General features: G+C 67.8%; 19 protein-coding genes. 7 read left to right on the plus strand and 12 right to left on the minus strand.

The genetic code is table 11. The annotated features are described in order from the left end of the window. Nucleotides 1–63: 63 nt before the first annotated feature. The 6 genes from ACIQ0W_RS05000 to ACIQ0W_RS05025 all read right to left on the minus strand — a co-directional run bounded on the left by ACIQ0W_RS05000 (nucleotide 64) and on the right by ACIQ0W_RS05025 (nucleotide 5064). The gene (locus tag ACIQ0W_RS05000; RefSeq protein WP_396641710.1) at nucleotides 64–675 is read right to left on the minus strand and encodes a hypothetical protein; all 612 of its coding nucleotides are present in this window, start codon (nucleotides 673–675) and stop codon (nucleotides 64–66) included. Between the two features lie 50 nt (nucleotides 676–725). Further along, complete coding sequence (locus tag ACIQ0W_RS05005) at nucleotides 726–1013, minus strand: PLD nuclease N-terminal domain-containing protein (protein WP_100813775.1); 288 nt, start codon at nucleotides 1011–1013, stop codon at nucleotides 726–728. Between the two features lie 109 nt (nucleotides 1014–1122). Then, nucleotides 1123–2514 (minus strand): DUF2252 domain-containing protein, encoded by a 1392-nt coding sequence (locus ACIQ0W_RS05010; RefSeq protein ID WP_100813709.1) that lies wholly within the window; start codon nucleotides 2512–2514, stop codon nucleotides 1123–1125. Nucleotides 2515–2621: 107 nt separating this feature from the next. Further along, complete coding sequence (locus ACIQ0W_RS05015) at nucleotides 2622–2975, minus strand: DUF1801 domain-containing protein (protein WP_396641711.1); 354 nt, start codon at nucleotides 2973–2975, stop codon at nucleotides 2622–2624. 211 nt (nucleotides 2976–3186) lie between these two features. Beyond that, nucleotides 3187–4260 (minus strand): redox-regulated ATPase YchF, encoded by a 1074-nt coding sequence (gene ychF, locus ACIQ0W_RS05020; protein WP_304687156.1) that lies wholly within the window; start codon nucleotides 4258–4260, stop codon nucleotides 3187–3189. Nucleotides 4261–4311: 51 nt separating this feature from the next. After that, nucleotides 4312–5064 carry a class I SAM-dependent methyltransferase gene (locus ACIQ0W_RS05025; protein ID WP_396641712.1) on the minus strand — a complete coding sequence of 251 codons (753 nt, stop codon included), beginning with the start codon at nucleotides 5062–5064 and terminating at the stop codon, nucleotides 4312–4314. A 255-nt stretch (nucleotides 5065–5319) separates the two neighbouring features. Here ACIQ0W_RS05025 and ACIQ0W_RS05030 point away from each other — a divergent pair, with 255 nt between their 5' ends. Both ACIQ0W_RS05030 and ACIQ0W_RS05035 read left to right on the plus strand, forming a co-directional pair. Next, on the plus strand, nucleotides 5320–5949 hold the full coding sequence (locus tag ACIQ0W_RS05030) for a 3'-5' exonuclease (RefSeq protein ID WP_396641713.1): 630 nt from the start codon (nucleotides 5320–5322) through the stop codon (nucleotides 5947–5949). An 88-nt stretch (nucleotides 5950–6037) separates the two neighbouring features. Next, nucleotides 6038–7336 (plus strand): DNA recombination protein RmuC, encoded by a 1299-nt coding sequence (locus tag ACIQ0W_RS05035; RefSeq protein WP_396641714.1) that lies wholly within the window; start codon nucleotides 6038–6040, stop codon nucleotides 7334–7336. Here ACIQ0W_RS05035 and ACIQ0W_RS05040 read toward each other — a convergent pair. Beyond that, on the minus strand, nucleotides 7314–7604 hold the full coding sequence (locus ACIQ0W_RS05040; protein ID WP_396641715.1) for a hypothetical protein: 291 nt from the start codon (nucleotides 7602–7604) through the stop codon (nucleotides 7314–7316). The two genes, ACIQ0W_RS05035 and ACIQ0W_RS05040, sit on opposite strands and share 23 nt — an antisense overlap. A gap of 117 nt (nucleotides 7605–7721) precedes the next feature. Beyond that, nucleotides 7722–8711 (minus strand): class II fructose-bisphosphatase, encoded by a 990-nt coding sequence (gene glpX / locus ACIQ0W_RS05045; protein WP_036294698.1) that lies wholly within the window; start codon nucleotides 8709–8711, stop codon nucleotides 7722–7724. 247 nt (nucleotides 8712–8958) lie between these two features. On the opposite strand from glpX, the gene fbaA reads away from it, so the two are divergent. Continuing rightward, nucleotides 8959–9987 carry a class II fructose-bisphosphate aldolase gene (fbaA, locus tag ACIQ0W_RS05050; protein ID WP_396641716.1) on the plus strand — a complete coding sequence of 343 codons (1029 nt, stop codon included), beginning with the start codon at nucleotides 8959–8961 and terminating at the stop codon, nucleotides 9985–9987. A 91-nt stretch (nucleotides 9988–10078) separates the two neighbouring features. Here fbaA and ACIQ0W_RS05055 read toward each other — a convergent pair whose 3' ends face one another. From ACIQ0W_RS05055 to ACIQ0W_RS05070, 4 genes are read right to left on the minus strand one after another with little or no spacing between them, the layout of a single operon-like run. Further along, nucleotides 10079–11341 carry a hypothetical protein gene (locus ACIQ0W_RS05055; RefSeq protein ID WP_396641717.1) on the minus strand — a complete coding sequence of 421 codons (1263 nt, stop codon included), beginning with the start codon at nucleotides 11339–11341 and terminating at the stop codon, nucleotides 10079–10081. After that, nucleotides 11338–11892: an MOSC domain-containing protein gene (locus tag ACIQ0W_RS05060; protein ID WP_396641718.1), complete on the minus strand. Its 555-nt coding sequence runs from the start codon at nucleotides 11890–11892 to the stop codon at nucleotides 11338–11340. Before ACIQ0W_RS05060 ends, ACIQ0W_RS05055 begins: the two co-directional genes overlap by 4 nt. A 32-nt stretch (nucleotides 11893–11924) precedes the next feature. Then, nucleotides 11925–12539 carry a DUF6264 family protein gene (locus tag ACIQ0W_RS05065; protein ID WP_396641719.1) on the minus strand — a complete coding sequence of 205 codons (615 nt, stop codon included), beginning with the start codon at nucleotides 12537–12539 and terminating at the stop codon, nucleotides 11925–11927. Beyond that, on the minus strand, nucleotides 12536–13579 hold the full coding sequence (locus ACIQ0W_RS05070) for a 4-hydroxy-3-methylbut-2-enyl diphosphate reductase (protein ID WP_396641882.1): 1044 nt from the start codon (nucleotides 13577–13579) through the stop codon (nucleotides 12536–12538). The genes ACIQ0W_RS05065 and ACIQ0W_RS05070 overlap by 4 nt, the downstream gene beginning before the upstream one ends. 69 nt (nucleotides 13580–13648) lie before the next feature. Between ACIQ0W_RS05070 and xseA the strand changes: the two genes are divergently transcribed. The 4 genes from xseA to ACIQ0W_RS05090 are packed head-to-tail and all read left to right on the plus strand — an operon-like array spanning nucleotide 13649 to nucleotide 16488. Beyond that, on the plus strand, nucleotides 13649–14926 hold the full coding sequence (xseA, locus tag ACIQ0W_RS05075) for an exodeoxyribonuclease VII large subunit (RefSeq protein ID WP_396641720.1): 1278 nt from the start codon (nucleotides 13649–13651) through the stop codon (nucleotides 14924–14926). Nucleotides 14927–14948: 22 nt separating this feature from the next. Further along, nucleotides 14949–15188, plus strand: a complete 240-nt coding sequence (locus tag ACIQ0W_RS05080) for an exodeoxyribonuclease VII small subunit (protein WP_396641721.1) — start codon at nucleotides 14949–14951, stop codon at nucleotides 15186–15188. Continuing rightward, a complete protein-coding gene (locus tag ACIQ0W_RS05085) occupies nucleotides 15185–15835 on the plus strand; it encodes a DUF4245 family protein (protein ID WP_396641722.1) in 651 nt (216 codons plus the stop codon). Before ACIQ0W_RS05080 ends, ACIQ0W_RS05085 begins: the two co-directional genes overlap by 4 nt. Then, on the plus strand, nucleotides 15832–16488 hold the full coding sequence (locus ACIQ0W_RS05090) for a carbonic anhydrase (protein ID WP_396641723.1): 657 nt from the start codon (nucleotides 15832–15834) through the stop codon (nucleotides 16486–16488). The genes ACIQ0W_RS05085 and ACIQ0W_RS05090 overlap by 4 nt, the downstream gene beginning before the upstream one ends. Nucleotides 16489–16493 lie beyond the last annotated feature (5 nt).

Raw genomic sequence — 16493 nt, forward strand, 5'->3', positions numbered from 1 at the left:
GGGCTCCTCTGTTTCCAACTACCCAGGGTATCGCCGAGCGCGACGAGGGACCGCCAGAGGTGCTCAGCGTTGGGGCGGAATGTAGAAGTTCGACTGGTGGCTGTAGACGACACCCCGCTCATCGCCAACGCTGGTGATGGTGTGGGCATCGAGGTTCAGGGTGTCGCCGGGGAAGATTTCGAACGGGCCGTCCTCCCCCGTCGTCCAGTCCCATGCGCCGTTGCGGCGCACGGAGTTGATCCACTCCAGGTACATCGGGAACTGGACGCAGAAGCGCTCCGAGATCCCATAGAGCGTGTCCCCTGAGGCAACGACGTACGATGCTGGAGTGCCGTCCTCGTTCACCAGGGCATCGCCCGCGGCGTACTCGGTGGCGCCGGTGTCACGGAGTTCGGGCAGCGCGTAGCCAGAAACGTACACCGCGTCACCCGGAAGCCCCTCGCCAAGAATGCGCTCCACGCCGTCCGCCGGGGCGGAGTTGCTGATGGAGCGAAGGCCTGCACATGCCTCACCCTGCACCTCGTTGACCGTGACGGTCGGGGGTTCCGGCGATGTCGCGACCGTCGGTCCCGCGCTCGGAGTAGCGTCCGCGCCCGGGAGGGAGGTGTCTGCCGGAGCCGGTGCTGCGGCGCATCCGGTGAAGGCAAGCAGGGTCACGATGGCTGCACCAGCCATGGTCACAGTTGTGCGACGCACCATGCGGCTCCCGGGGTCTGCGTGGTTCGTCAGCGTTGGTGACGGATGCCGAAGAGGTAGTACGCGGCGGGGCCGATCCAGTTGACCAGGATCACCGGAATCCACACCGGCTTGGGGCCGACGACCTCGTCCGCGTCTCGCCGGGCGAGGTCCCAGAACGCCAGGAACGCGAACACCACCTGCAGGACGCCCACGACGGCGAGGCCCACCTTGGCGCCTGCCGAGACCGCCTTGACCTCTGCGACAACCTTGACACCTTGGGCGAGAACCTCTTTGACCTTGGTTGTGTCGAGCTTGGCGTTGTTGGTCTTGGCCATGTCGATCTCCTTCGATGGCGCGGTTCGCGGGGGTGGGTTCCACCGTAGTCCGGGAATCGTGTAATCAGACGGTTCCGTTGGCGAAGCGGACCGCTCCGGCCCTCCCGGCTCAGACGCCGGTCTCGGCCGGGAGGCGTCCGGACGCAACCGCTTGACGCAGCAGCTCGAAGTCGGCCTCGGCGACATCGGCGTAGGCGGCCGACCATGCCGCCGTCGCCTCGGCGAACTCGTCTGATCGGCCGAGGTAGCCCACGATCGCGGCCGAGGCGGGCGACTGCCCGTGCGCCCGAGCCAGGAGTGCCGCGCACAGCGCGCTGTATGAGCGGAATTGATCGGCGTTGAGCGTGGCCGGGTCGATCGACCCCTTCATGTCGCGGAACTGCCGCCAGTAGTAGTCCACCCGATAGCGGTCCGCGGCGTCACCGGCCCAGCCGCGCATCCATCCGACGAACAGGTCGGAGTTCGCCTGCAGGATCCGCTGGGCAGCCACAACGCGGTGACCCTCGATGAAGTCCGTCACACCGGGGCGACCCGGGATGAGCGACCGCCGACCCCCATACGTCGACAGGACCGACGGCGGGGCCTCCTTCACCTGAAGGAACAGGATGTCGCCGGTGGGACCCTCGACGGCGATCAGGTAGCAGCGCGTGCCGACGCTGCCGACACCGACGACCCGCAGGGCGAAGTCGACCACGCGGTACTGCTCCAGCAGGAACGCGATGTCTTCGCGCAAGGTCGCGCGGTATTGGGTGAACAGGTCGGTGACCTCGCCCAGGGTCGCGTGGTCGACGTGGCGCAGGACGGGAGGTTGATCGACGATGCGGATGCCGCCGTCGATCGAGATCGTCGTCAGGCGCTGCAGGAGCCGCTCCGACGTGCGGGCGCGGGCCTTCTTCGCCGCTTTGCGGACCGTCTGCTCGCCTTCCTCCCCGAAGTGACGCGCGACCGAAGACATATCGACCCGGGTGTAGTAGCGCTCCCGCGTCGACAGGCGGCAGTAGTCCCGCAACGTCGAGCGGTATGCATCGGCCGCCGCGAAGGCCGCGGCGCGGCATGCGTCCTCGCTCAAGCCGATGTAGCGCCCGGCGATGTGCACGCTCGCGCTGAGCCGGCGCACGTCCCACTCCCAGGGCGCGACGCCGCCCTCGTCGAAGTCGTTGAGGTCGAAGACGAGCGCGCGCTCGGGCGAGGCAAAGAAACCGAAGTTCGAGATGTGCGCGTCGCCGCAGGAGACGACTTCGAGATCGGTGGTGGGCGCACGGCGCAGGTCGGCCGCCATGACCGCCGCCGTACCCCGGTAGAACGCGAACGGCGATTGCAGCATCCGTCCCACCCGCACGGGCACGAGATCCTTCAGCCTCGACGCGTGCTGTTCTTCGAGAATGGCGAAGGGATCCCGGTCGGCGGGAAGGACCAGCTTGGCCAATTCTCGCCGCGGCAGACGCTTACGCAACCGGCGCCCGGCTTCGTACGCGGATGACCGTCGCTCGACGTTTCCCATGTCGCAGGCTACCGCGTGACGGCGCGCGACGGGGGGTCACATCACCGGTTGCCACCCGCCCGACGCGCGAGCCGCTCAGAGCGCGCCGAGGCGACTCTTATCCACGCTCAGTCGGCGACCGAACGGACGATCTCGACGATGCGCTTCTCCGTGGCCTCGTCAACGTCCTCGAAGTACCACGCCGCCGGCATCAAATTCCCGTCGTGGCCGCCTCCGGCGCGAAAAGGCACCTTCTCCGTCAGGGCGAGATTCAACCGCTCGTCGTTGCGAAGCGTCACAAGCGCGGGCGCGCTGGCCGACGTCGCGTAGGCGGGCATTCCGTACCAGATCCGCGGCTTCAGGTCGGGGGCTGCGGTCACGATGATGCTGTGCACGCGTTGCATCACCGATCGCCGCGGCTCTTCCACGCTCGCGATCTTGTCCATCACGTTCTTCAGGTTTTTTTCGTCCTTCGACGACATGTCATGTCCTCTCGTCGGCCGATGCCTGGCATCGGCAGAATGAAGTCGGCGCATCTTCGCGCCGCACCCCATTCGGACATGTCCTGATGTGATCAGGCCTCTCCGCAATGATTCACGTGACTCTTCACGTGGAAGTGCAATCGGTGGCATGCCACCGCGATTAGGGTAGCGAATATGGCGACGGATTTCATCGTCAGCTCCGCTGTCTTGGTCAGTTGTTGAAGCGGAACTCCACGACGTCGCCGTCCTGCATGACGTAGTCCTTGCCCTCGAGCCGCGCCTTGCCCTTCGCACGGGCCTCGAGCACCGACCCCGTCGCAACCAGGTCATCGAACGAGATGACCTCGGCCTTGATGAAGCCCTTCTCGAAGTCCGTGTGGATGACGCCGGCGGCCTGCGGTGCCTTCCAGCCCTTGCCGATCGTCCAGGCGCGCGACTCCTTCGGACCCGCTGTCAGGTACGTCTGCAGGCCGAGCGTGTCGAAGCCGATGCGCGCGAGCTGGTCGATGCCCGACTCGTCCTGACCCGTAGATGCCAGCAGCTCGGCGGCGTCCTCGGGGTCGAGGCCGATCAGCTCGGACTCGATCTTCGCGTCGAGGAACACGGCACGGGCAGGCGCTACCAGGGCGGCGAGCTCGGCGAGCCGTGCGGCATCCGTCAGCACCGCTTCGTCGACGTTGAAGACGTAGATGTAGGGCTTGGATGTCATCAGGCCGAGCTCTTTGATCGCCGCGAGGTCGAGGCCCGAGTGGCTCAGCAACACGCCGCGCTCGAGGGCATCCTTCGCCGCGACTGCCGCCTCGAGCACCGAGGGGTCGGCCTTCTTGCCCTTGACCTCTTTCTCGAGACGCGGAATCGCCTTCTCGAGCGTCTGCAGGTCGGCCAGCATCAGCTCGGCATTGATGGTCTCGAGGTCGTTCTTGGGATTGACCGCGCCCTCGACGTGCACGACGTCGTCGTCGGTGAATCCGCGGACGACCTGAGCGATCGCATCCGCCTCACGGATGTTCGCGAGGAACTGGTTGCCGAGCCCCTCCCCCTCGCTCGCGCCGCGGACGATACCGGCGATATCGACGAACGAGACCGTCGCGGGCAGGATCCGCTCGCTGCCGAAGATCTCGGCGAGCTTCGTCAGACGCGGGTCGGGCAGGTTCACGACCCCGACGTTCGGCTCGATCGTCGCGAACGGATAGTTCGCCGCGAGCACGTCGTTCTGGGTCAGTGCGTTGAAGAGGGTGGACTTGCCGACGTTGGGCAGGCCGACGATGCCGATAGTGAGAGCCACGGGCATCGAGTCTACGGCGGCGGGCCGGGCGAATCCTCCGTGCCCGTGCGCTCAGCCGCGTAGGACAGCCCGGAAGGCGTGCGTCACGTACGGCATGTCGATCGAGCCGTCGGCTTCGGGGGACGGATGCCGCGCCAGATGATCGGCCACCTCGCGCTCGATGCGCGCACGTTCCTCGGGCTCTGCCGTGATGACGTAGCTGCGTGAGCGGACCATATCGAGCACGGCGTGGGGAGACATCCGCCGCGTCCACGTCCACTCGCGGCGCTCGAGGGTCTCGAACGGCTCGGCCACGCGCGGGCCCCCGTCCGCGATGAGCTGCTCGGCGTTGCTGCCGTGCATGATCTCGGTCAGGCGCGCCACCCACGGCACGTTCTCGTCGCGGATGTTCCACACCAGCCCGAGTACGCCGCCGGGCGCGAGCACGCGCCCGATCTCGCGCGACCCGGCGTCGGGATCGACCCAATGCCAGGCCTGGCCCAGAACGACCGCGTCGACGGATGCGTCGGGCAGAGGCATCCGTTCCGCCTGTCCCTCGACGGTCCGCACGTCGGGGAGCCCGGCGCGCAGCTGGTCGAGCATCGCGGGGTCGGGGTCGACGGCGACCACCTCGGCCCCTCCCGCGAGCACGGCGCGCGTGAGCTTGCCCGTGCCTGCACCCACGTCGGCGACGCGCAGCGGGGAACGAGCGACGACGGGCTCGAGCAACCACTCGACCGCCGCCGCGGGGTACTCGGGGCGACCTGCCTCGTATATTGCGGCGGCACGCCCGAACGACGTCGACATCTGCTCGCGATCGCTCATGCGCCGAGCCTACGTCGGGCGTCCGAAGCGCGACCCCCGCCGGACTCGCCGGGGTCGGCGGTAAATCTGAAAGGAATATCGCCTGCCGCGGTAGCCGTATCGACCCTCAGGCGGCCTATCGCGCTCAATATTCCTTTCAGATTTACGCCGAAACCCATCAGCCACGTCAAGCCAGATCGCGCGACACGCCGGGCCTCCACGCCGACCCCGGCGCGCCTCCGCCTCCCGCGGCTCCGGCCGCGCGAGGGTGGGGTCGTGCCCCTGGATTTCACCGCCATCGACTTCGAGACGGCGAATTCCAGCCCCGCGTCCGCGTGCGCCGTCGGTTTGGTCCGGGTCCGCGCCGGCCGGGTGGTCGCGAAGGCCGGGTGGTTGATCCGCCCACCCGCGGGCCACGACGAGTTCAATCCGTTCAACACGCGCATCCACGGCATCCGGGTCGAGGATGTTGCGGGCGCGGCCGAGTGGACGCACCAACTCGACGCCCTCTGCGCATTCGCCGGCGCCGACGTGCTCGTCGCTCACAACGCCGGGTTCGACATGAACGTGCTGCGCCGAGCCTGCGCCGCCACGGGCGACGACTGCCCGCCCTACCGTTACCTCTGCACGCTGCAGCTCGCCCGCAAGTCGTACGTGCTCGACTCGTACCGGCTGCCGGTGGCCGCGGCTGAAGCCGGCTTTGCCGACTTCGCGCACCACAACGCGACGGCGGACGCCGAAGCGTGCGCGCACATCGTCATCGACACCGCGCGGCGGCACGGAGTGACGGATGTCTCGCACCTGGCCGAACTCGCGGGCATCAAGGTGGGTCGGCTCGAGCCTTCGGCGCCCGTCTCGGCTGGCCCGACCTTCGCCCCGATGGCTCTCGAGGCCGCCGTAGCCTGAGGCCGTCGCCTGACGGGTTCGTCCGATCCGCCAGCACGAGGCGCGCGGCGCTCCGGGCGATGTCGCACCCCCCTGCGACCATGGGCGCATGGACATCTTGATCCTTCTCGGACTGCTCGCGGCGCTTGTCGTCGGCGCTCTCGTCGGCTGGCTCGCGCGGGGTGCTCGTGCGCAGACCGACATGGCCGCACTCCGCGCCCGCACGACCGGAGCCGAGTCCCTCGTTGCCGGGTTGCGCGAGCAGCTCCAGCTTCAGCGCGGCGCCGATGCCGAGCGGGCCGAACGAGAGCGGCGCGACCAGGCCGTGTTGCGCGCCCTCGCGCCCGTGCAGGAGTCGCTCGATCGGATGCAGCGGCAGGTCGTCGACCTCGAACGAGAGCGCGGCGCTCAGTACGGGGCCATCTCGGCTCAGCTGCGTCAATCCTTGGAGTCCGACGAGCAGCTGCGGCGCACCACCGAGTCGCTCGCCGGCGCCCTGCGCTCGAACGGCACACGGGGCGTCTGGGGCGAGACGGCGCTTCGCCGCGTGGTCGAGGCGGCCGGACTCACGCGTCACGTCGACTTCACGATCCAGACCTCGGTGACGACGGATGCCGGAACCGGCCGGCCGGACATGGTCATCCGACTGCCCGGCGGCGCGTCGGTGCCGGTCGACGCGAAGGTCCCGCTCGATGCGTACCTCGAGGCATCCGCGATCCCCGCCACCGCGACCGGCGAGCAGGCCGAGCGTCGCCAGGCCCTCCTGCAGCGGCATGTACGAGCCGTTCGTGCACACGTGGACGCCCTCGCGAAGAAGGCGTATTGGACGGGTGTCGAGTCGAGCCCCGAGTTCGTGATCTGTTTCATCCCGAACGAATCACTGCTCGCCACCGCTCTCGACGAAGACCCGACCCTGCTCGACTACGCCTTCTCGCGACGGGTCGCACTGGCGTCCCCGGTCAACCTGTGGGCCGTGCTCAAGACGGTCGCTTTCTCGTGGACGCAGCAGGATGTCTCGGCCGAGGCCAAGCGTCTGTTCGAGCTCGGATCGACCCTGTACCAGCGGCTCGGCGCCCTCGCTGGGCACGCGGACTCGCTCCGTCGCGCGATCGAGCGCACGGTCGAGAGCTACAACCGATTCGCGGGTTCGCTCGAGACGCGTGTGCTGGCGACCGCGCGCCAGTTCCCCGGCATCGACGACACCCGGCTCTTGCCCGAGGCGACCTCGATCACCACATCGCCCCGATCCCTGACCGCGGCGGAGCTGATGGATTCGGTCGAAGACGACGATTCAGATGGTGCGGATCGCCCCGAAGACGACAGCGACGGCACGAACACCGACGTACCGGTGGCGGTCGCCGACCTCGGCGAGCTGCGAGATCGGCTTACGATCCCCCGCCGGGAATGAGGCTCATGAGGGCGACAACCGTGCCCGAAATGACCACGAATGCGCCGATGAGCCACCAGGCGTTGACCTCGTGTCCCTCTTCGCGACGAACGCGCAGCAAGACGTCCTGACGTCGTGCAGGGTCGATCGCATCGGCGACGACAGCCTGGGCGCCGGTCTGCGGGTGAGCAACGGTCGACGACGCCAAACCGGTCGCCGAGCCGGGAACCGCCTTCGTGTTGGGCGCCGCTGACGAGCCCTGAACTGCCGTGAAGCCCTGTGCAGTCATGAAAAACCGTCCCGTGTGTGCTGTGGATGGACCACCGTCAACGCTGACTGGCACGATCCATTCTGCCAGACCGATCCGAAAAGGGCCTGGCGCCGCGGCCCACGGGAGTGGTCTGCGTTACAGCCACTTCGACGTGAGGTGCTCCGAAGTGATCCGGCGAAGGGTGCCCGAACGGCCGCGCAAGACGACACTCTCGCTGTAGATGAAGTCACCCTCGCGCCGCACACCCGCCACCAACTGACCGTCGGTGACGCCGGTCGCCACGAAGATCGTGTTGTCTCCGGTGACGAGCTCGTCGGCCTCATACACATAGCCGTCTGTCTTCAGCCCGGCATCCGCGCCCTTCTGCTTCTCGACGTCATCGCGGGGCCACAACCGTCCCTGGATGTGTCCGCCGAGAGCCTTGATGGCACACGCCGTGACGATGCCCTCCGGGCTGCCGCCGACCCCGACGCACATGTCGGTGCGGGCGTTGTGTCGCGCCGCGTTGATCCCACCGGCGACATCTCCGTCGGACATCAGGCGCGTTCCGGCACCGGCCGCCCGGATGTCTGCGATGAGCTGCTCGTGGCGGGGCCGATTCAACACCGACACCACCATCTCGTCGATGGGCTTGCCCAGTGCTTTCGAGAGCAGGCGGATGTTCTCACCGATCGGCAGACGGATGTCCACCACGCCCACGCCCGCCGGCCCCGTGACGAGCTTGTCCATGTAGAACACCGACGACGCGTCGAGCATCGTCCCGCGATCTGAGACCGCGATGACCGAGAGCGCGTTCTGCCGCCCGGCGGCGGTCAGTGAAGTCCCATCGATCGGATCGACGGCGACGTCGCACTGCGGTCCACGCCCGTTACCGACCTTTTCACCGTTGAACAGCATCGGCGCTTCGTCTTTCTCACCCTCACCGATCACGATGACGCCATCGAAGTTCACGGTCGTGAAGAACGCCCGCATGGCATCGACCGCGGCGGCGTCCGCCGCGAGCTTGTCTCCGCGGCCGATGAACGGCACCGCTCGAATGGAGGCCGCCTCCGTCGCTCGCACGAGTTCGAGGGCGAGATTTCGATCGGGATGCAGGGGGCTCATGTCGCCGGTGATGCTGACCATGTCGCCAGCCTAACGACGGGGGCGCGCAACACCGCGGGCTTTCTCGGTCTCCGCAGGCGAAGGAATCGCGCTTCTTTACCGTCGGGCAAACGACGGGGCGATCGCACGCCGATAGCGCCGGCCAGGACCGAGCCGCCACCCGATCCTGGCACCGTTTCCGGGGTCGAGAGACGAGCTTCGCTAGAGTGAATACGCACCCTCCCGATCTGTGAGAGCCGCACCCTCCCGATTCCTAAGGAGCACCTCGATGCCCGTCGCCACCCCCGAGCAGTACGCCGACATGCTGGATCGAGCCAAGGCTGGAGGCTTCGCCTACCCCGCCATCAATGTCTCGAGTTCGCAGACGATCAACTCCGTCCTGCAGGGCCTGACCGAGGCGGGCTCGGACGGCATCCTCCAGGTCACCACGGGTGGCGCCGACTACTTAGCCGGCCAGACCGTCAAGGCCCGTGCCACCGGTGCGCTCGCGTTCGCCCGGTTCGTCCACGAGGTCGCGAAGAGCTACCCGATCACGGTCGCCCTGCACACCGACCACTGCCCGAAGGAAGCCCTCCCCGGCTTCGTGCTTCCGCTCATCGAGGCGTCCGAAGAAGAGGTCAAGGCCGGACGCAACCCGATCTTCCAGTCCCACATGTGGGACGGATCGGCCGTGCCCCTCGACGAGAACATCGAGATCGCCGCGGAGCTCCTCCCCCGCATGAAGAACATCAACGCGATCCTCGAGGTCGAGATCGGTGTCGTCGGCGGCGAAGAAGACGGCGTCAAGCACGAGGGCTCGAACGAGGCGCTTTACACGACGGTCGCCGATGTGACGAAGGCCGTCGAGGCCCTCGGGCTCGGCGAGAAGGGCCGCTATATCGCCGCCCTCACCTTCGGCAATGTGCACGGGGTCTACAAGCCGGGCAACGTCAAGCTCCGCCCCGAGCTGCTCGGTGAGATCCAGGCCGGCATCGCGGCGAAGTTCGGCACGGGCCCAAAGCCGCTCGACCTCGTTTTCCACGGCGGCTCGGGCTCGACGTCGGAAGAGATCGCCCTGGCGGTCTCGAACGGCGTCATCAAGATGAACATCGACACCGACACCCAGTACGCGTTCACGCGTTCGGTGGCCGGCTTCATGTTCACCAACTACGACGGCGTCCTGAAGGTCGACGGCGAGGTCGGCAACAAGAAGGCCTACGACCCGCGTGCGTGGGGCAAGGTCGCCGAGTCGGCGATGGCCGCGCGCGTCGTCGAAGCGACGCAGCAGCTCGGCTCCGCGGGTAAGTCGCAGGGCTGATCCCCCGCATCCGGCGACCGGATGCCCCGGGCCCTTCCCACAGGAGGATCGCGCCCGGGGCATCCGTCGTTCTCCTGCGGCGCGCGATGAATTAGCGGCTTCGAGATCGCGTCCGGCGGGCGGAAACCGTCAGTGACAACGCTCCGAATCCGACGATGATCGTTCCGCAAATGAGCGGAATCGGTCGACCGACGGTCACTCCGACGATCACCAATGCTGCCCCGACGAGGATCTGAGCTATCGCAACAGCTATCGCCGTGCGCAGGTGCAGGCGAAGGAAGTCGTCCATTCGAGCCCAAAGGGGCGGTCGCGAACCGACCGCACTCAGATCCGACGCAGGCCCGACCATTGCGCGCTCCACGGCAGAAGCAAGCCCGGCCGGACGCACGATTCGGCTTCCCGCCGGCCGTTCAGCCGCGACCATTGCCTCAACAACCTCAACGGGCAAGCCCACAGCAAGGAGTGCAGCCCGGGTCCGAGAATCTGGATCCGCAAAGCCGCCGATCGATCGCGGTGCCAGCGAAAGGGCGAGCGCGTCGCGGTCGAGTTCCAGTGCTTCGTTGAACGTCCGGTGTTCCTCCAGAAGATCGGCAACATCTCGAACCGACGAGAGAAGACGGCGCATGAGATCCGTGCCCTCTTGATCGAGGGTCGACAGTTCGACGCTCGGAACCATCCCTGCATCGGCGCTCGGCTCCAGCGTCACGGTGGCCGCATGGCCCGTGCGCACGCTGAGCGAGCTGAGCTGGATAACGATGACGTCGATGTCGCCACGGAAAAGACGAATGAGAGGGAGTTCGCGACGATTTACGAAGACTGAGGGCACCTCAGAGAAGGTGGGGTCATCGAACCTCATGATCGACCAGCCGCTTACTATCGCGATCTCCACATCTGTATGCAGCTTGTTCGCTAGGAGCGGCGCCCACGCCTGCCCCAGACGCGACGCGAGCGCAGAGCGAGGAACCAGGACCTCCGCTTCCCGCTCGTCGACCTGTGGCTCGAGCGAAACCGTTTCATCCGCCCGCTCGTCGAAGGGCACCGTGTCCTGCGTCTGCTCTTCGAAGAAGTCCTCGTCGTCGCCCCGCACCTCGGGCACGCCGTCTATCGTTACGTCGAAGCCGTTCTGGCGGAGCAACTGAGCAAGCGCGTCGACATGAACGCCGACACCGAGCCCTCCATAGTTTCGTGGCGCCGCGGTCAGACCGTTCTCATCGACACCCAGTCGAAACACGGTCTCCCCATCAGAATCGAGATCGACCGCAGCAAGGATGCTCCTCTCGCTCAAGAAGCGCAGCAGACTGCTCGGCTCTGCGTCCCAGACAACACCGTTCCGTGCCTCGAAGACGATGTTCACGAGGCAGGTGCGCGATACCCGTCGAGCAGTCCCGGCGCGCCCTCCGGCGCTGCCACGACCTCGATCTCATCGCCCGGCCGCACGACCCCCGAACGCACAACACGAAGATAGGGGCCGAGGCGGCGCTCCGCGGAGAAACGTTTGACCCATCCGCGCTCGTCGGGCCCGCCGAGCCAGCGGGCGAAGGTCTGGCACGGGGTTCGAGGCATCGTCACCTCGAGCACGAGTGCGTCACCGATGCGCCACCGCTCACCGATGCGCGCGGCGTTGACGTCGAGCCCCTCAACCCGCAGATTCTCGCCGAACCAGCCGGGCGCCAGTTCGCGGCCGAGCTCGCGCTCCCAGTACGCGGCGTCCTCCTGTGCGTACGCGTAGACGGCCTTGTCGAGTCCGCCGTGGTGCTTGCGGTTGACCTGCACGTCACCCCGCAGCCCGAAGGGACCGACCTTCGCGCCGCGCGCGAGGGGCCGCTTGTCGATCGCGGTCACGCCCGCGCTGCCGGCCTCGGGTCGTAGCTGATGGACGACGCAGACGGCGAGCACTCGACGCATCCGCCCATCGTAAATGGCGTGACGAGCGGGAGTCAGCCGACGGAACCGACCAGCGCGTTCCAGATCGCCGGGTCGCTGAACAGCGGCACCATCATCAGCGCGCTCGCGGTGAGGGTGAACACGACTCCACCGACGAGCGGGATCCACCACGTGATACGCCCGCGGCGGAGGTTCAGCCACGTCAGCGTGGCGGTCAGGAGCCACCCGAGTCCGAGTACGAAGGCGGCGGCGAGGCCCCATCCGCGACCCGCGCCGGTGAACTCTGCGTCGACACCCATGATCTCGAGCAGCGTGTTGGCGTACGTGGAGTACTCGGTGAAGGCCGGGATGGATGTCAGGACGTTGAAGAGTCCATAGCCGAGCAGAGCGAACGTGACGATGCGATCGACCGTGCGCGGGCGACGAACGGGGCGAGCGGGGCCGGATGCCTCCGGCGCCACGGGAGCGGGAGCGCCCGGTTGCAGCACCGGAGGTGTCGTCGATGCCGTGCCGTACGGCGCAGCAGGCGGCGCGGGTGCGTCCAGCGACTGCCCCGATGACAGTGCGTGCGTGGCATCCGGCTGCTGGATACGAGCGCGCTGCTCTTCGGGCGTGGCGTACTCGCCGTACTCGGGACGTGCCGGACGGTCGGGCGCCGCACCCGTCACGCGGTGGTCCCCCGACCGCCGAGCGCGCGCTCGTCACGCTGGCCCGCCGAATCGTGTCGGAGCTCCTTCGGAAGCGAGAAGATGAGGTCCTCTTCGGCCGTCTTCACCTGCTCGACATCGCGGTAGCCGGCGGTTGCCAGGTCGGCGAGGACCTGATCGACGAGGACCTCGGGAACGGATGCCCCGCTCGTGACGCCCACGGTCTCGACACCGTCGAACCACTCCTGACGCATTTCGTCGGCGTAGTCGACGCGATACGCGGCCTTCGCGCCGTACTCGAGGGCGACCTCGACGAGGCGGACGCTGTTGGAGGAGTTGGCCGAGCCGACAACGATCACGAGGTCTGCGCCCCGCGCGACCTTCTTGATCGCAACCTGACGGTTCTGTGTGGCGTAGCAGATGTCGTCCGAGGGCGGGTCCTGCAGTTGCGGGAAGCGCGTGCGCAGGCGACGGACGGTTTCCATCGTCTCGTCGACGGAAAGGGTCGTCTGCGAGAGCCATACGACCTTGGACGGGTCGCGCACTTCGATCGTGTCCGCTTCTTCGGGCGAACCGACGAGCGTCACATGGTCGGGCGCTTCGCCTGCGGTGCCCTCGACCTCTTCGTGCCCCTCGTGACCGATCAGCAGGATCTCGAAATCGTCGCGGGCGAAGCGCACGGCCTCGCGGTGGACCTTCGTGACCAGGGGGCACGTGGCATCGATCGCCTGCAGGCCACGGTCGGCCGCGGCCGACACGACGGCGGGCGAAACCCCGTGCGCACTGAAGACGATGTGCGCGCCGGGCGGAACCTCATCGACCTCGTCGACGAAGATCGCCCCGGCTGCCTCCAGCTCGGTGACGACGTGGACGTTGTGGACGATCTGCTTGCGCACGTACACCGGTGCACCGAAACGCTCGAGAGCCTTCTCGACGGCGATGACGGCTCTGTCCACACCCGCGCAGTATCCACGGGGTGCAGCCAGCAGCACCCTCTTGTGTCCGGTGACCGGGATATCCTGAAGACGCCCTGCGCGACCCGGTACTCGGGGCAGGGGCATGCGGACGACGGGGGTGCTCACTCCTCGATTCTACGGGGGCATACCTGCGCCCCGGCCGGGAGGACCCAGATGACGGATGCTTCGACAGCCCTGAGCGGGACGGGTCCGGCATTCGCACCGCCGGGCGGCACGGTTCACCCGCGCGACTCGAGCCCCGATCAGCCGTGTTCCGTAGCGGCGCTCGGCACGGTCGTCCGCGACTATGTCGCCAAGCTCGGTTCGCCCTGGATCGAGGGGGAGGTGACCGAGTGGAACGTCCGGAACGTCGGCACCTTCGCCCGTCTGCGCGACCTCGAGGGCGATGCGGTCATCTCGCTGACGATCTGGTCGCGCGTGCGCGACCGATTGCCGAAAGACATCAAGCCGGGCGACCACATCATCGTCTGCGCGAAGCCCGAATACCGCGTCAAATCGGGCGATCTCTCGTACACCGTCTCATCGGCGCGGCACGTCGGTCTCGGTGACCTACTCGAGAACCTCGAGCGGCTGCGCTCGAAGCTCCGCTCCGAGGGGCTGTTCGACCCCGACCGCAAACGCCGCCTGCCGTTCTTGCCGCATCTGGTCGGACTCATCACGGCCAAGAATTCGGATGCCGAGAAGGACGTGCTTCGCAACGCCGAGCTGCGTTGGCCGCACGTGAGCTTCCGCGTGGAGCACGCGACCGTGCAGGGAGATCAGTGCGTCCCGTCCGTCCTCGCGGCGCTACGCAAACTCGACGACGACCCAGCGGTCGACGTGATCGTGATCGCGCGCGGGGGCGGCGACTTCCAGGACCTCCTGGGCTTCAGCGACGAGCGCCTGTTGCGCGCCGTGGCCGAGGCGCGCACCCCGGTAGTGAGCGCGATCGGGCACGACGCGGATCGACCGCTGCTCGACGACGTGGCGGACCTGCGAGCATCCACCCCGACCGACGCCGCCAAGCGCATCGTCCCCGACGTCGCTGAGCAGCTCGCCATCGTCCGTCAGGTCCGTGGTCGCCTGGCCGCCCGGGTCGCCCAGAAGCTGCATCACGAGAGCGTGCACCTCGAGCAGTTGCGCTCGCGTCCGGTGCTGAGACAACCCGAGAGGATGCTGCACGATCGGGCATCCTCGATCGAGCAGCACCTCGCCCGGGGGCGCGCGGCGACAACCCGGGCGCTCGCCCGCGGCACGACGGACGTGGCGGAGCTGCGCGCAGGGCTCCGAGCGCTGAGCCCGCAGCACACGCTCGATCGCGGATACGCGATCGTGGAGGTCGGCGGTGAGATCGTCCGGGACGCGGCGAGTGCACCGCAGGGAGCGGAAGCTCGCGTCACCGTCGCCCGGGGGCGGTTCGCCGCCACGTCTCTCGGCGAGGTAGAGCCGTGATCGCGCGCCGTAGGATGGACGTATGACCGAGCAGGGAGCCGATATCAGCGCGCTCTCTTTCGAGCAGGCACGGGACGAGCTGCAACAGGTCGTCGCCCGCCTCGAGCAAGGCTCGGCGACGCTCGAAGAATCGCTGCGACTGTGGGAGCGCGGCGAAGCGCTCGCACGCCGGTGCGAGGACTGGCTGCTGGGCGCGAAAAAGCGTCTCGACGCCGCATCCGCATCGACCGATGCGCCCGCGGCCGGCGGTGAAGCGGGATGACGCCGGAAAGCAGTCGGCAGCGTGTCGTCGCCGAGCTGGGTCGCCCCGAAACGCCCGACGAGACCGCGGCCCGCAAGGCGGAATCGTCGCGGGTCTACCGATCGAGCCAGACGTTCCGCAACCTGATTGCGGCGATCATCGTCACGGTCGTCGTCGTCTTCATCGTCATCTTCGGCGTCCCGCGGGGCGAACTGCCCGAGCGTGAGAGCATCGACCCGGCTCCGATCGCCGAGCAGGCCACAGAAAGCCTGGGGCGGAGCATCATCGTGCCCGCCGTTCCGGCGGACTGGCGCGTGAACATCGCCGAGGTGTCATCGGACGGCGGATCATCGTCCTGGTCGATCGCGTACGTGCCCGACGATGAGGGTTTCATCCGGTTCGCGCAGGCTTTCAACACGGACGAAGCGTGGGCGCGCACCGCGCTCGCGGGTTCCGCACCCACTGACACGCTGCAGATCGACGGCGTCGAATGGGATGTCTTCGAACCGGCGGATCCGAGTCGCGCCGCGAACATCTCGTATGCACTCGGGACGCAGGCGGGCCCCGATTACGTGCTGCTGTATGGCGCCGTGAGTCCCGAACAAGCCGCCGAACTAGCGACGGTCGTTACACCCGATGTGAAAGAACTCCAGGGAGTCAGTCGATGAGCGATACCCCGACGCCTGCGCGGGCCTGGGCCGAGATGCTGCGCGGCAACGCCCGTTTCGTCGCGGGCGAACCCCGCCATCCCCGACAGGATGTCGAGCGTCGCCACCAGACCGCCGCCGCCCAGAAGCCCCGCGCCGCGCTCTTCGGATGCTCGGACTCACGTCTCGCGGCCGAGATCATCTTCGACAAGGGCCTCGGGGACCTGTTCGTGGTGCGAAACGCGGGCCAGGTCATCTCGGATTCGGTCGTCGGCAGTCTCGAATACGCCGTTGCGGTGCTCGAGGTGCCGCTGATCGTCGTCCTCGCGCACGACGAGTGCGGTGCCGTCCGCGCCGCGATCGACAGCACGGGCGTGGACGCCCCCGCCCTTCCCGCCCAGGTGTGGCGCCAGATCGCCCCGATCGTTCCCGCCGCGCGCCGCGTTCTCGCCGCCGGTGCCGCCGAGGGTGTCACACCCGCGACGATCGACACCGAGGCCGTGGGCCGCGAACACCTGCGCGCGACGGTCAGCGAACTGCTGCGCACGTCGGAGCTGATCAGCGAGGCCGTCGCCGAGGGTCGCCTGGCGATCGTCGGGGCCAACTATCGACTTGCCGAGGGCACGGCCGTGCCCGATGTCCTACTGGGCGCCGCGATGGACGCGACCGCCTGATACCC

The organism is Microbacterium sp., assembly GCF_044340635.1.
In the GTDB taxonomy this organism is placed as follows: Bacteria; Actinomycetota; Actinomycetes; order Actinomycetales; family Microbacteriaceae; genus Microbacterium.